The sequence below is a fragment of the Variovorax atrisoli genome (assembly GCF_014195185.1).
Classification (GTDB): Bacteria; Pseudomonadota; Gammaproteobacteria; order Burkholderiales; family Burkholderiaceae_C; genus Variovorax; species Variovorax atrisoli.
In genome coordinates, this window is the sequence record NZ_JACIBG010000001.1 from 302031 (window position 1) to 315474 (window position 13444).

Here is a 13444-nt window from a genome sequence, read left to right on the forward strand (position 1 = left end):
CCTCATCCGCCGATGTAGCTCATCTCGACGCGGCGCGGGCCCTTCGAGCCGGCGTCGCCGTTGCCGCTGTCGCCGTCGGGGCCGCGCAGGGCGCGCAGCTCGGAATAGCGGTCGGCGCGCCCCTGCCAGATGTGGCCGATGGCCGAGGCGATGTCTTCGTCGCTGGCGTCGCCGCGCAGCAGCGGGCGCAGGTCGTGGCCGGCGCTTGCGAAGAGGCACAGGTACAGCTTGCCTTCGGTGGACAGCCGGGCGCGGCTGCAGTCGTGGCAGAAGGCCTGCGTGACGCTGCTGATGACGCCGATCTCGCCGCCGCCATCGGCATAGGCCCAGCGCCGGGCGGTCTCGCCGGGCGTCGCGGCCCCGAGCGGCACCAGCGGGAATTCGGAATGGATGCGCGTGACGACGTCGGCCGAGGGCAGCACCTCGTCCATGCGCCAGCCGTTGGTGGCGCCCACGTCCATGTACTCGATGAAGCGCAGCACCACCTTGCCGCCGTGGTGCTTGCGGAAGTAGCGCGCCATCGGCAGGATTTCCTGCTCGTTGGTGCCGCGCTTGACCACCATGTTGACCTTGACGGGCCCGAGGCCCGCGGCCAGCGCCGCGTCGATGCCCGCGAGCACGTCGGCCACCGGGAAGTCGACGTCGTTCATCTGGCGGAACACGGCGTCGTCGAGGCTGTCCAGACTCACAGTCACGCGCTGCAGGCCTGCGGCGTGCAGGCCGGCGGCCTTGCGCGCGAGCAGCGAGCCGTTGGTGGTGAGCGTGAGTGCCAGCGGCTCTCCCGCGGTCGTGCGGATCTGGGCGAGCTGCTCGACCAGGCCTTCGATGTTCTTCCGCAGCAGCGGCTCGCCGCCGGTCAGCCGGATCTTGCGCGTGCCGTGCGCGGCAAAGATGCGGGCCAGCCGGGTGATTTCCTCGAAGCTCAGCAGGGCGCTGTGCGGCAGGTACTTGTAGTCCTTGTCGAACACGTCCTTGGGCATGCAGTAGCTGCAGCGGAAGTTGCAGCGGTCGGTCACGCTGATGCGCAGGTCGGTCAGGGGCCGGCCCAGCCGGTCGAGCAGCATGCCGGTGGCAGGCACGGCGACCTCCGGCACGGCCACCGCGGGGCGTGCTCGGCCGATGCTGGAGATCGGGATGACGGTGCTGTCGCTGCTGCTTTTCATGGCTTCTGGGGGCGTGGCCCGATTTTGCGCCAGGCCCCAAGGGCCTGTGGAACACAGGCTACTTGATCACGGCCGCATAAATCATGTCCCGGGTCAATGTTCTGTAATGTGTCCTGTATTTCGGCGACTGCAGCATCAGCACCACGAACATCTCGTTCTTGGGGTCGACCCACATGTAGGTGCCGCCCGCGCCGCCCCAGTTGTATTCGCCGCCCGCCGAGGGGTAGGGCGCCTCGCCGTCGTTGCGGCGCACCGCGAAGCCCAGGCCGAAGCCGTAGCCAGGGCCCGGCAGGTACAGCGGGCCGGGCACGATGCCGGCGCCCGCGTTGGAGTGGTCGGCGGTCATCAGCGCGATGGTGCGGGGGCCGAGATAGCGCCTGCCGTCGAGCGAGCCGCCATTGATCAGCATCTGCAGGAAGCGCGCGTAGTCGTTCGCGGTCGACACCAGCCCGCCGCCGCCGGACTCGTACCTGCGCACGATGCGCGGGTTGTTGAAGTCGGCGCCGACGCCGAAGCTGCGGTCGCTGGGCAGCGGCTCGGCGATGCGCGCCTGGCGCGCGGGCTCGGGCACGTAGTAGGTGGTGTCCTTCATGCCCAGCGGGTCGAAGAGCCGGGTCTTCTCGAACTGGTAGAGCGACTGGCCCGAGACCACCTCGATCACCCTCCCGAGGATGTCGGTCGACTGGCTGTAGTCCCAGGTCGTGCCGGGCTGGTAGGCCAGCGGCAGCTTGGCCAGGCGCTGGGAGAACTCGGCCAGCGTGGGGTCGCCCGCGCCCAGGTTGGCGGCGTTGTAGGCCTGCTTCACGAGGCCCGGGCCGAAGAAGCCGTAGGTCAGGCCCGAGGTGTGGCGCATCAGGTCGTGCACGGTGATCGGGCGGCGCGCGGGTACGGTCTCGAGCACCGGCTTGCCGTCGGCGCCGGGCTTCTCGACGCCCACGGTCATGTTCGCGAATTCGGGCAGGTAGGCCGAGACCGGGTCGTCGAGCTTCAGCCGGCCGTCTTCCACCAGCATCATCGCGGCCACCGTGGTGATGGGCTTGCTCATCGAGTAGATGCGGAAGATGCCGTCGCGCGGCATCGGCGTGCCGGCGGCGCTGTCGAGCTTGCCGACCGGCTCGAACCACGCCACCTTGCCCTGGCGGGCCACCAGCAGCACCGCGCCCGGGATCTTGCCGGCCGCCACGTCGGCCTTCAGCACGTCGCCGAGCATCTGCAGGCGCTGGCTCGACAGCCCGACCTCCTCGGGCGTGGCCGTGGGCAATTGCTGCGCCGCCGCGAGCAGGGGCAGGGCCAGTGCCAGGCCGAGCGTTGCGGCGCGCAGCTTGCGCTTCAGGAATCTCATGGTGTCGTCTCCGTCTCGTTGTGGTGGATGAAAAAACGAAAACCGTGCAGGGCAGCCGTGGCGCCGCCTGTGCCGAACCGCCCGCTGGCCGGCGCTATCCGCGGCAGAGCTTCAGGTTCGTGCGCGTGGCCCGGACCACGGGCAGATAGATGTCGGCATCGGCCGGCGGATAGTTTTCCTTGATGCCGTCGTCGGTGCGGGCCGCGTCCTCGGCCAGCGGCTGCAGCGTCTTGAGGCAGGCTGCGCGGTCGTTCAGCTTGTATTGCGTGAGGGCGAGGTCGTTGCGCAGCCAGGCCTTGGTGATCCAGTCGAGCGTCCTGTCGCAGTCGGAGAGCACCGGCGCGAGGGTGGTCTGGGCGGCAGCGTAGTCCTTGGCGTCGTACTGGCGCTTGAAGGTCTTGCGCGAGCCGGCCACGGCCTTGTCGGTGCAGGAGGGAGTCGGGCGGATGTAGGTGCCCTCGAAGGCGGCGCGCATGCCGCAGTAGCCGCGGCACTGATCGGAGCCGTTGGTCGTGACCTGCAGCTTGTCGGCTTCGGCCGAGAAGCTCACCACGCAACCGGTGTCGTCCAGCTTGGCCTTGCCGCGCACGATGGTGCCGTCGAGCGCACAGGTGTGGGCGTTGGTGCCGATGGTGGTGATGTCGAAGCGGCCGCCGGGCTTGATGTGCAGTGAGCCGCTGCCGCCTTCGTAGATGTAGTCGCCTGCCGGCGGATTGCCGCTGGCCTGGGCTGCCGCGACTCCGGTACCCAGGAGCAGCGCGAGGGGAAGAAGAACGGATCGAGCGAGCTTCATCGTTGGTGATCTCCCGTAAACATGCCGTGGGACAGTGTATCGATCGTTGCCGGAAGCTTCCGGTTTGGCCGGTCTGCGTTATTCAACGCTCGATGTCTTGACGTAGACAATGAGAATTCCTATCATTTGGACGCCTGAGTACGCACACGTCGTCAACGCAAAGGGCTCTTCCAACCAAAGGAGCGCCCCGACCGTGCCGTACACCCTGCCAGCCTTGCCCTATGCCTTCGATGCGCTCGAGCCCCACCTCGACGCGCTGACGATGCAAATCCACCATGGCAAGCACCACCAGACCTACGTCAACAACCTCAATGCGGCGCTGAAAGACACGCCGCACGAGCAGACACCGCTCGACGAACTGATCGCCGGGGTCGAGCAGCTGCCCGAGCCGCTGCGCGCGCCGGTGCGCAACAACGGCGGCGGGCACGCCAACCACACCCTGTTCTGGACCGTCATGGCACCGGTCGGCCAAGGCGGCGGCGGATTGCCCACCGGAGCGCTCGCCAAGGCCATCGATGCCGACCTGGGCGGCTTCGACGCCTTCAAGGATGCATTCACCAAGGCCGCCCTCACGCGCTTCGGCAGCGGCTGGGCGTGGCTCTCCGCGGGCCCCGGCGGGAAGCTCGCGGTGGAAAGCAGCGGCAACCAGGACAGCCCGCTGATGCGCGGCATCGGCTCGGGCAACACGCCGATCCTCGGGCTCGACGTGTGGGAGCACGCCTACTACCTCAAGTACCAGAACCGCCGCCCCGAGTACATCGCGGCCTTCTACAACGTCGTGAACTGGGCCGAGGTGGCCCGGCGCCACGCTGCCGCCATCGGCGGCTGAGGAGAAGCCCATGAACGAGCCGCGACAGGGCGCCGTGGCGCAAGGCGGGCAGCCGAGACCCGCCAGGCCGTTGCGCGAACGGATCGGCTTCGCCATCGTCGCGGCCGGCGTGGTGGTGGGGGTCGTGCAGTTCTGGCAGTTCGTGCGATCCGAACCGCTGGCGTGGAATGCCTTGCTCGGCGGCTCGGTCGCTGCGCTGGCGACGGCGCTCGGAACGCTGCCGGTGCTGTTCTCGCAGAAGCTGCCGGAGCGCCTGCAGGACACGCTCTTCGGCTTCGGCGCCGGCGTGATGCTGGCGGCCAGCGCCTTCTCGCTGATCATCCCGGGCCTGGAGGCCGCGAAGAACGCGGGCACCTTCGGCGGGGGCAGCTGGGCGGCCGGCGGGGTGATCGGCTCCGCCATCCTGCTCGGCGGCATGGCGCTGATGCTGATGGACCGCGTGCTGCCGCACGAGCATTTCATCAAGGGCCGCGAAGGCAATGCCGCCAGGCAGCTGCGCCGCACCTGGCTCTTCGTCTTCGCGATCGCGCTGCACAACGTGCCCGAGGGCCTTGCCATCGGCGTGGGCTACGCGGCCAACAACGGATTGCGCGCCGATGCGCTGGCCACCGGCATCGCGATCCAGGACGTGCCCGAGGGGCTGGTGGTCGCGGTGGCACTGCTGGCCGCAGGCTACGGCCGTGGCTTCGCAGTGCTGATTGGCATGTTGTCGGGGCTGGTCGAGCCCCTGGGCGCCGTGCTGGGCGCGGCCGTGGTCGGGCACTCGGCGATGCTGCTGCCCTGGGGGCTGGGCTTCGCGGCAGGCGCGATGCTCTTCGTGATCAGCCACGAGATCATTCCCGAGTCGCATCGAAAGGGGCACGAAGCCTTCGCCACCAGCGGGCTGATGATCGGCTTCGTGCTGATGATGCTGCTCGACACCGCCCTGGGCTGACGCGCCTGCCCGCGCGGCGCGCCAAGGCGCTCAGCCGTGCTTGACGGCGACGGTCTTCAGCGTCGTGAAGCCGTACAGCGCCTCGAAGCCCTTCTCGCGGCCGTAGCCCGACGACTTCACACCGCCGAAAGGCAGCTCCACGCCGCCGCCGGCACCGTAGTTGTTGATGAACACCTGCCCGCTCTTCACGCGCTTGGCCATGCGGAACTGGCGCGCGCCGTCGGCCGTCCACACGCCGGCAACCAGGCCGAAGTGGGTGGCGTTGGCGAGCGCGACGGCTTCGTCTTCATCGGCGAATTGCATCGCGGCCAGCACCGGGCCGAAGACTTCCTCCTGGGCGAGGCGGTGGTCCACCGGCACATCGCGCAGCAGGGTGGGGGCCTGGTAGAAGCCGGTCTCGGGCGCTTCCTCGACCACGATGCCCTGCGCCACCATCGGGATGCCGGCGTGCTGCGCGTCGCTCAGGAAGTCCCACACGCGCTGCTGCTGCGTCTGGCGGATCAGCGGCCCCACGTCGAGGTCCATGGCTGCCGGGCCGACGCGCAGCGCCTCGAAGGCGTGGCCCAGGCGTTCCAGCAGCGGCTCGTAGATGTCGCGCTGGATCAGCACCCGCGAGCCCGCCGAGCAGGTCTGGCCGGCGTTCTGCACGATGGCGTTGATGACCACCGGAATGGCCGCGTCCAGGTCTGCGTCCGCGAAGATGATCTGCGGGCTCTTGCCGCCCAGCTCCAGCGTGACCGGGCAATGCCGTTCGGCCGCCACCTGCTGGATCAGCGTGCCGATCTTCGGGCTGCCGGTGAAGCTGATGTGGTCGATGCCCGGGTGGCGTGCGAGCGCGTCGCCCACCTCGTGGCCGTAGCCCGTCACGATGTTCAGCGCACCGGCCGGAAAGCCGACCTCGGCCGCCAGCTGCGCCACGCGGATCAGCGACAGGCAGGCGTCTTCCGCCGGCTTGACCACGCACACGTTGCCCGCCGCCAGGGCGCCGCCCACGCTGCGCCCGAAGATCTGCATCGGGTAGTTCCAGGGAATGATGTGGCCGGTCACGCCGTGCGGCTCGCGCCAGGTGAAGACGCTGTAGCCGTCCTGGTAGGGGATGGTCTCGCCGTGCAGCTTGTCGCAGGCGCCGGCATAGAACTCGAAATAGCGCACCAGCGCCACCGCGTCGGCGCGCGCCTGCTTGACGGGCTTGCCGCAGTCGCGCTGCTCGATCAGCGCGAGCTCGTCGACGTGCTCGGCGATCTTCTGAGAGAGCTTGAAGAGCAGGCGGCCGCGGTCGGCGGCGCTGACCTTGTGCCAGACGCCATCAAAGCAGTCGCGCGCGGCGCGCACGGCGGAGTCGATGTCGGCGGCATTGCTGCGCTGGATTTCGTCGAAGGGCTGGCCGTCGGAGGGGTCGATGACCGGCAGGGTGCGGCCGGAGGAGGACGGGACGTCCGCGTTGGCGATGTAGTTGAGCTGCATGGGGCGGGATTTTGCGCGAAGCCTGGGAAACCCGTGGCCGCTGCGCCGCCCCGACCCTGGCCTCGAGGCCGATTACTTGCTGGCGGCGGTCGTCTTCGGCAGCGCCTTCACCGCATTCAGCATGCGCTCCACGTGCTTGTCCGGGTTCAGGTTCTGGTAGTAGTAGGCGACCTTGCCGTCAGGCGCGATCACGTACGACAGGCGGTTGGCGAAGTCCGGGCGGGTCTGCATCAGGGCGTCGAAGCCCTGGATCACGGCCTTGCTCTCGTCCGAGGCGACCGGGAAGCGGCTCTGGCAGGACTTGACCGAGAACTTCGACAGGGTACCTATGTCGTCGGCCGAGACGCCGATCACGCTGGCGCCCAGCGCGGCGAACTGGTCGATGGCCTCGGCGAAGGCGTGGGCCTCGATGGAGCAGTCGCTGGAGTCGGCTGCCGGGAAGAAATACACCACCACCGGGCCCTTGGCGAGCGCCTCGGCCAGCGAGTAGCGGAAGGTCTTGCCGCCGAGCGCGGCGTTGGCGGTGAACTTGGGCACCGGGTCGCCGATGTCGAGGGCGGCCGAGGCGGTATTCGTAAGAGCCGCAAAAAAGGCGAGGCAGGCGATGCGGTGGGGAAGCGAACGGGCCATGATGTAACTCCGCAGCGGTGTGGATCGAATTCTAGGCCGGAGCCTTCCCGAGAAGGAGCTCGAAGCGCCTTGAAACCGGGGCCGACCGGCTGGCGTACTGCAGGACAACAAGGACGAAGAACCACAAGAAGACGACCTCATGGAAGCATCATCATCATGACTGCCTGGCTCCCATCACTTCTGCGCGTCGCGCTCGCCGGCGCGCTGGTTGCGGCGCTCGGCGCCTGCGGCTCGCTGCCGCCCGCGCGCGAGCGGCCCGCCGAATTCGCGGCCTCGGCCGATCCGTCGACCACGCTTGCGAAGATCGCCGCTGCCTCCACGCCGCCCGAAGAGCATTCGGGCTTCCGGCTGATGCCGCTGGGGGTGTATTCGCTCGACGCGCGCATCCAGCTCGCCCAGCGGGCGCAGCGCTCGCTGGTGGTGCAGTATTACCAGCTCGAGAACGATCCGGTCGGCCGGCTGCTGCTGCGCACGCTGCGCGAGGCGGCGATGCGCGGCGTGAAGGTGCGGGTGCTGGTGGACGACCTCTATACGGTCAAGAGCCAGCAGCTGCTGCTGGCGCTGTCGGAGACGCCCAATGTCGACGTGCGCCTGTTCAATCCGTTCTGCTGCGGACGCAACGGCTTCCTGTCGCGCTTCGCCGCGTCGCCGTGGGAGGTCTCACGGCTCAACCACCGGATGCACAACAAGCTCTTCATCGCCGACGGCGTGATGGCGGTAGTGGGGGGGCGCAACATCGCCGAGGAGTATTTCGTGCTCAGCGAGGCGCAGAACTTCATCGACATGGACGCGCTGGTGGTCGGCAAGGTGGTGCCGCAGTTCGAATCGATCTTCGACGCCTACTGGAACAGCGAGCAGGTCTGGCCCATCGCCGACATCGTGACGGGCGAGCGCGGGCGCAAGCCGACCGGCGCCGACTTCGACGACTGGGTAGGCATGGCCGCGCCGCCGCCGAAGATCGTGCTGCCGCCGTCGGACATCCTGGGCTACGGCCCCATCGGCGAGGAGCTCGACGCCGGCCGCATGGGGCTGCTGTGGGGCGAGGCCCGAGCGATCGCCGATCCGCCCACCAAGCCGAAGACGATGACGGCCGAGGAGGCCATCGCCACCAGCGTGACGATGAAGGTCTGGGGGCTGCTGATGGATGCCCGGACGGAAGTCGACCTGACCTCGCCCTACCTCGTGCCGGGCGAGCGCGGCATGGAGGCCTTCCAGGACCTGACCCGGCGCAAGGTCAAGCTCACGCTGCTGACGAACTCGCTGGCGGCCAACGACGAGCCCCTGGTGCACACCGGCTATGCACGCTACCGCGAGCGGCTGCTGCAAAGCGGCGCCGATCTCTACGAGCTGAGCCCGCAGCGCACCAGCGCGGGCGAGCGCTTCGGCATGTTCGGCAAGTCGCTCGGGCGGCTGCACGCGAAGACGGCGGCCATCGACAAGACGCGCATCTTCATCGGCTCGATGAACCTCGATCCGCGCTCGGCCAGCCAGAACACCGAGATGGGCGTGGTGGTCGACAGCCCGCAGCTGGCGCGCGAGATGCTGCGGGTGATCAACATCAGCAAGCTGCAGAACTCCTATCGGCTGCGGCTGGCCAAGGACACCGGCACGCTGCAATGGCTGACGAACGACGGCGAGAAGGAAATGATCCTGACCTCGGAGCCGGAGTCGGGCTTCTTCCAGCGCTTCTACAACATGCTGATCGCGCCGCTCGTCCCCGAGATGCTGTTGTAGCCTCGGGGGATGGCGCAGACCTTCACCTCGTTGTCCGCCCCGCAGGTCATGCTGTGGGGCCTGCTTTTCTTCGGCGGCATCTATCTCTGTTTCGGCGCCGCCACCTGGCTGCTCACCAGGCGCGTGCTCCCGGCGCTGGGCATCGGACGGGTGCTCGATCCGCGGCCGCTGCAGCCGGGGCAGCTGCGGCGCGAGCTGACGCAGTCGGGCGTGTCGGTGCTGCTCTTCGGGCTGGGCATGGTGTTTCCGTGGGGGCTGCTGCAGCTGGGCTGGGCCCGGCTCGATCCCGATGCGGGCTGGCGGCAGATCGCGGTGGAGATCGTCGCGCTGGCGATCTGGAACGACGTGCACTTCTGGATCAACCACCGGCTGCTGCACACGCGCTGGCTGCGGCGCTTCCACGGGCCGCACCACCGCTCCTTCGTGACAACGCCGTGGTCGACCTACAGCTTCCACCCCGTCGAGGCGCTGATGCTGGGCAACGTGATCCTGCTGCCGATGGTGGTGCACGACTTCAGCTTCTGGTCGCTGGCGGCGGTGCCGGTGTTCAGCCTGTTCTTCAACTGCGTCGGGCATTCGAACTACGACTTCTTCACGGGCGTCTCGTACAGCCACTGGTTCGCGGCGAGCCGCCGGCACCACCTGCACCACGCGGTGCACAACGGCAACTACGGCTTCCAGTTCACCTTCATGGACCGGCTGTTCGGCACGCGCGTGGCGGCCGATGCGGCCGAACCGGTTCTGCAGGCGTTCCGCAAGAAGCATGGCGCGACCACGGCCTGACGCAGGGTCCGGGGCGAACCTCCGCCTGCCGGTGCTGCGCAACTGGCGCGACTGGCAGAGCATCGCCTACCTCTTGGCGCTCCCCGGGCTGGCGGCCTGGCAGTGGTTCCACGGCTTCGATGCCGTGCTGTACGGGCTGATGCTGTTCCTGACGCTGGGCGTCGGCGTGATCCACCACAACCACGTGCACCTGCGCATGTGGCGCAGCCGGCGCCTGAACAGGTTCACCGATTTCTGGATCACGCTGCTGCAGGGCCACCCGACCTTCGTGTTCTGGCCCGCGCACGTCGCCAACCATCACCGCCATCGCCATGGCCCGAAGGATGTGGCACGCACCTACCGCTTCGGTGGCGATACCAACCACCTCCGGGGCTACCTGCTGCACCCGTTCCAGGCCGTGTGGGTGCTCATGCCGCTCTTCTTCGCATGGCTCGCCCGGCTGCGGCGGCACCGTCGCGGCGCCTGGCGCTACTGCATGGCGCAGTACGCGGTATGGCTGGCGAGCTGGGCGGTACTGCTGGCGATCGACTGGCGCAAGGCGCTGCTCTTCGTCGTCGTGCCACAGCTGCACGGCCTGCACTGGCTGCTGGCGACCAACTACCTGCAGCACGCGCACGCCGACGGCCGCAAACCCACGCAGGAGGTCGCGCCGGGGGCACCGCGCGATACCGCGGGTAGCCGCTTGAACTACGCGCGCAATTTCGAAGGGCTGGTGAACCCCTTGCTGTTCAACATCGGCCTGCACACCGCACACCACGAGAACCCGCATGCCCACTGGTCCGAGCTCACCCGCCTGCATCGCACGCACTACCGCGCGCAGGTGGACCCGGTGCTCAACGAGGGCGGGCTGGTGCCGTACATGGTGCGCGTCTTCGTGCTGGGGACCGTGTGGCCGCGATTCCGCAGCCGCCCGCTGATGCCCCGCGATCCATCAACTCTCTGAACCATGCCTGTTCCATTCCAACGCGTGTACCTAGAAAGCGCCGGCTACTTCATGCCGGGCGAGCCCATCCCCAACGAGCGCATGGACGCGTACATCGCGCCGCTCAACCGCATGTCGGAGCGCATCAAGCGGCGCATCCTTGCGGAGAACGGCATCCTCACGCGGCACTACGCGATCGACGCCGAAGGCGTGACGCGGCACACCAATGCGCAGCTGGCAGCCGGCGCGATCCGCGACTGCCTCCAGCGCGGCGGGGCCGAGCTCTCCCGGGTATCGCTGCTGGCCAGCGGCTCCTCGGGCGGCGACGCGCTGATGCCGGGCTTCGCCAACATGATCCAGGGCGAGCTGGCTGCGCAGCCCATGGAGACGCACTCGGTGCACGGCATCTGCGCCGCGGGCGTGTCGGCGATCCAGACGGCCGCGCACGGCATCGAACTCGGCGCGCACCGCTCGGCGATGGCCGTGGCCAGCGAGATGCCGTCGCGCCTTTTCAAGCGTTCGCGCTTCGCGGCGCGCGGCTACGAGACCGACTTCGACTCGCACTTCCTGCGCTGGATGCTGTCCGACGGGGCAGGGGCCCTGCTGCTGTCCGACGGGGCATCGGCCCTGGCCGGCTCGCCGGGCCTGCGGCTGAAGCTGAAATGGGTGCACCAGCGCGCCTTCTCGGGCGACTATCCGGTCTGCATGCAGCTGGGGCTGACCGAGGACCGCGCGCGCGGCCATCTCGATTTCGGCTCGTGGGCCGAGGCGGAGGCGGCGGGTGCGCTGTCGCTGCGCCAGGACATCCGGCTGCTGCCGCACCTCTTCGACATCGGCATCCACGAATACGCGGGGCTGGTGCGCGACGGCTGGGTCGATCCGAAGCGGGTCGATCACTTCCTGTGCCATTACTCGTCGGAGAAATTCATCCCGGTGGTCGAGGACCTGATGGCCAAGGCCGACCTGTCGATCCCGCGCGAGCGCTGGTGGAGCAACCTCGCATGGCGGGGCAACACGGGCGCGGCGTCGATCCTGGTGATGCTGGCCGAGTTCCTGCACACCAAGGCGCTCAAGCCGGGCGAGCAGATCTTCTGCTACGTGCCGGAGTCGGGGCGCTTCATGGCGGCTTACATGCTGTGGGAGGTGGAGGCCGGCGATGCGGCACCCGTCGCGGTGGCGCCGCGCGCCACGGCCGTGCCGGACGACGACCTCGTGATCGCGCCCCCGCACGACCCTGCCGCCGCGCCCGAAGGGCTGGGTGCGCTGCTGACCGAGCTGGCCGCCATCTGGCACGACTACCGTTCGCGCGTGTGGCGCACGCCGCTCGTCCGCCAGATCCGCGAGCGCCGCTTCGCCGTGCCCGACTACCTGAACTGGATGGAGCAATGGGTGCCCCAGGTGCGCGAGGGCAGCAAGTGGATGCGCGAAGGCGCCGCCTCGCTGAGCGAGCCCTACCAGATGCTGGCATCGCTGATCGGCGTGCACGCGGGCGAAGAGCAGAACGACTTCAACATCCTCTTCAGCGACTACCGCAAGGCCGGCGGCACCGTGGAGAACATCGAGGAGCTGCGGCGCAACCCGGGCGGCGAGGCGCTCAATGCCTACCTGCACGGACTGGCCGCCACGCGCGACCCGATCGGCCTGCTGGGCGCGATCTACATCATCGAGGGCACGGGCCAGCGCATCGTGCCTGCGCTGCTGCCGCTGCTCAAGGCGAGCCTGAAGCTGCCGCCGGATGCCTTCCGCTTCCTGGAGTACCACGGCCACAACGACGAGAACCACCTCAGCCGCTGGCTCACGGCGGTGGAGATGGCGATGGCGGTGGAAGGGCAGTCGCGCGCCGCCAGCCAGATCGTCGAGACGGCGCGCCACACGGCCGCGCTGTACCTGATGCAGTTCCAACACATCACGCAGCGGATGCCCCATGGATCGAACGCCTGAATTCCTGAAGCAAGCCCACGACGAGCGCGATCCCAGCCCCTGGCTGGCGCTGTATCTCGACCAGAGCACGCCGCTGCCGGACGACGTCAAGTCCGCCTGGCTGGCCGATTCGAGTTCGGGCTCGCGCCAGTACCTGCTGCCGTTCCTGCGGCCGATCGCGCGGCTGACGATCATCCTGATCCAGATCGCGAAGGTGTTCGTGCCGCGCAACTGGTCGCATTCGATCCTGCTGCACCGCCTGCTCGCCTGGGGGCTGAAGCGCTTCGTGTCGCCGGAGGCCAACTGGCTGATCCTGCGGCACTTCCACCTGGGCTCGCAGATCCTGGCCTTCATCGGGCGCAATTCGCCGGCGCCCGTGGCCACCAGCCCGCTGGAGCCGGCGGACATCGACGCGCTCAAGGACGAGATGTTCCTGAAGCACGACCTGAACCTCTTCAACTTCGTGATCAGGCTGAACACCGCGCTGCGCGACAAGGGGCTGGCGCTGTGCAAGGCGGAAAAAGTCGACTTCTCGATGATCAAGGAGCCGGGGCTGCGCCTGGAGGACATGCCCCGGGGCAGGCTGAACTTCCTGGACCTGCAAAGCGCCATCGAGCTGTTCACGCCGCTCTACCAGCTGATGCTCACGGACAACGATTTCTGGCGGGCGGCGAACTCCCTGCAGCTGGACGAGACCATCGGCATCTACGCGGCGACGATCCTGAACGCCCCGGAGCACCTGATCCTGGTCAACAACAAGCACCCGCTGGTGCCGCTGTCGACCCTGCGGGCGGGGCACCGGCTGGTGATCCACGGGCTGTCGACCGAAATGCTTCACAGCCTGCTGCAGCGGATGCAGGCTGCCCAGCGCAATACCGGCCAGCCGGAGACCACCCTGTACGAGCAGCCACTTGCATAGGCGTATGCTGC

12 protein-coding genes are annotated in these 13444 nt (G+C 68.4%); 7 read left to right on the forward strand and 5 right to left on the reverse strand.

Features of this window, described 5'->3' with window-relative positions:
- Positions 1-2: 2 nt before the first annotated feature.
- The 3 genes from moaA to FHY06_RS01540 form a co-directional block, all read right to left on the reverse strand.
- On the reverse strand, positions 3-1163 hold the full coding sequence (gene moaA, locus FHY06_RS01530) for a GTP 3',8-cyclase MoaA (protein ID WP_184602994.1): 1161 nt from the start codon (positions 1161-1163) through the stop codon (positions 3-5).
- Between the two features lie 58 nt (positions 1164-1221).
- Positions 1222-2505, reverse strand: a complete 1284-nt coding sequence (locus FHY06_RS01535) for a serine hydrolase domain-containing protein (protein WP_184602996.1) — start codon at positions 2503-2505, stop codon at positions 1222-1224.
- A gap of 94 nt (positions 2506-2599) precedes the next feature.
- Positions 2600-3298 (reverse strand): hypothetical protein, encoded by a 699-nt coding sequence (locus tag FHY06_RS01540; protein WP_184602999.1) that lies wholly within the window; start codon positions 3296-3298, stop codon positions 2600-2602.
- Positions 3299-3491: 193 nt separating this feature from the next.
- Here FHY06_RS01540 and FHY06_RS01545 point away from each other — a divergent pair, with 193 nt between their 5' ends.
- Positions 3492-4127, forward strand: a complete 636-nt coding sequence (locus FHY06_RS01545; protein ID WP_184603002.1) for a superoxide dismutase — start codon at positions 3492-3494, stop codon at positions 4125-4127.
- Positions 4128-4137: 10 nt separating this feature from the next.
- Positions 4138-5061 (forward strand): ZIP family metal transporter, encoded by a 924-nt coding sequence (locus FHY06_RS01550; RefSeq protein WP_184603004.1) that lies wholly within the window; start codon positions 4138-4140, stop codon positions 5059-5061.
- 30 nt (positions 5062-5091) lie between these two features.
- Here the strand turns inward: FHY06_RS01550 and FHY06_RS01555 are convergent, their stop codons facing one another.
- Both FHY06_RS01555 and FHY06_RS01560 read right to left on the reverse strand, forming a co-directional pair.
- Positions 5092-6525 (reverse strand): aldehyde dehydrogenase family protein, encoded by a 1434-nt coding sequence (locus FHY06_RS01555; RefSeq protein ID WP_184603006.1) that lies wholly within the window; start codon positions 6523-6525, stop codon positions 5092-5094.
- A gap of 72 nt (positions 6526-6597) precedes the next feature.
- Positions 6598-7155 carry a peroxiredoxin gene (locus FHY06_RS01560; RefSeq protein WP_145759178.1) on the reverse strand — a complete coding sequence of 186 codons (558 nt, stop codon included), beginning with the start codon at positions 7153-7155 and terminating at the stop codon, positions 6598-6600.
- Positions 7156-7311: 156 nt separating this feature from the next.
- On the opposite strand from FHY06_RS01560, the gene FHY06_RS01565 reads away from it, so the two are divergent.
- The 5 genes from FHY06_RS01565 to FHY06_RS01585 are packed head-to-tail and all read left to right on the forward strand — an operon-like array spanning position 7312 to position 13433.
- The gene (locus tag FHY06_RS01565) at positions 7312-8889 is read left to right on the forward strand and encodes a phospholipase D family protein (protein WP_184603009.1); all 1578 of its coding nucleotides are present in this window, start codon (positions 7312-7314) and stop codon (positions 8887-8889) included.
- Between the two features lie 9 nt (positions 8890-8898).
- Positions 8899-9672: a sterol desaturase family protein gene (locus FHY06_RS01570; RefSeq protein WP_019653013.1), complete on the forward strand. Its 774-nt coding sequence runs from the start codon at positions 8899-8901 to the stop codon at positions 9670-9672.
- Positions 9653-10615 (forward strand): fatty acid desaturase family protein, encoded by a 963-nt coding sequence (locus tag FHY06_RS01575; protein ID WP_184603011.1) that lies wholly within the window; start codon positions 9653-9655, stop codon positions 10613-10615. The genes FHY06_RS01570 and FHY06_RS01575 overlap by 20 nt, the downstream gene beginning before the upstream one ends.
- 3 nt (positions 10616-10618) lie before the next feature.
- Positions 10619-12535, forward strand: coding sequence for an iron-containing redox enzyme family protein (locus tag FHY06_RS01580; RefSeq protein WP_184603014.1), 1917 nt, complete (start codon positions 10619-10621; stop codon positions 12533-12535).
- A complete protein-coding gene (locus tag FHY06_RS01585) occupies positions 12519-13433 on the forward strand; it encodes a DUF6999 family protein (protein ID WP_184603016.1) in 915 nt (304 codons plus the stop codon). Before FHY06_RS01580 ends, FHY06_RS01585 begins: the two co-directional genes overlap by 17 nt.
- Positions 13434-13444 lie beyond the last annotated feature (11 nt).

Coding starts and splice junctions, on each gene's coding strand:
- moaA (WP_184602994.1), bottom strand. CDS start 1,163: ATGAAAAGCAGCAGCGACAGCACCGTCATCCCGATCTCCAGCATCGGC.
- FHY06_RS01535 (WP_184602996.1), bottom strand. CDS start 2,505: ATGAGATTCCTGAAGCGCAAGCTGCGCGCCGCAACGCTCGGCCTGGCA.
- FHY06_RS01540 (WP_184602999.1), bottom strand. CDS start 3,298: ATGAAGCTCGCTCGATCCGTTCTTCTTCCCCTCGCGCTGCTCCTGGGT.
- FHY06_RS01550 (WP_184603004.1), top strand. CDS start 4,138: ATGAACGAGCCGCGACAGGGCGCCGTGGCGCAAGGCGGGCAGCCGAGA.
- FHY06_RS01555 (WP_184603006.1), bottom strand. CDS start 6,525: ATGCAGCTCAACTACATCGCCAACGCGGACGTCCCGTCCTCCTCCGGC.
- FHY06_RS01560 (WP_145759178.1), bottom strand. CDS start 7,155: ATGGCCCGTTCGCTTCCCCACCGCATCGCCTGCCTCGCCTTTTTTGCG.
- FHY06_RS01565 (WP_184603009.1), top strand. CDS start 7,312: ATGACTGCCTGGCTCCCATCACTTCTGCGCGTCGCGCTCGCCGGCGCG.
- FHY06_RS01570 (WP_019653013.1), top strand. CDS start 8,899: ATGGCGCAGACCTTCACCTCGTTGTCCGCCCCGCAGGTCATGCTGTGG.
- FHY06_RS01575 (WP_184603011.1), top strand. CDS start 9,653: ATGGCGCGACCACGGCCTGACGCAGGGTCCGGGGCGAACCTCCGCCTG.
- FHY06_RS01580 (WP_184603014.1), top strand. CDS start 10,619: ATGCCTGTTCCATTCCAACGCGTGTACCTAGAAAGCGCCGGCTACTTC.
- FHY06_RS01585 (WP_184603016.1), top strand. CDS start 12,519: ATGGATCGAACGCCTGAATTCCTGAAGCAAGCCCACGACGAGCGCGAT.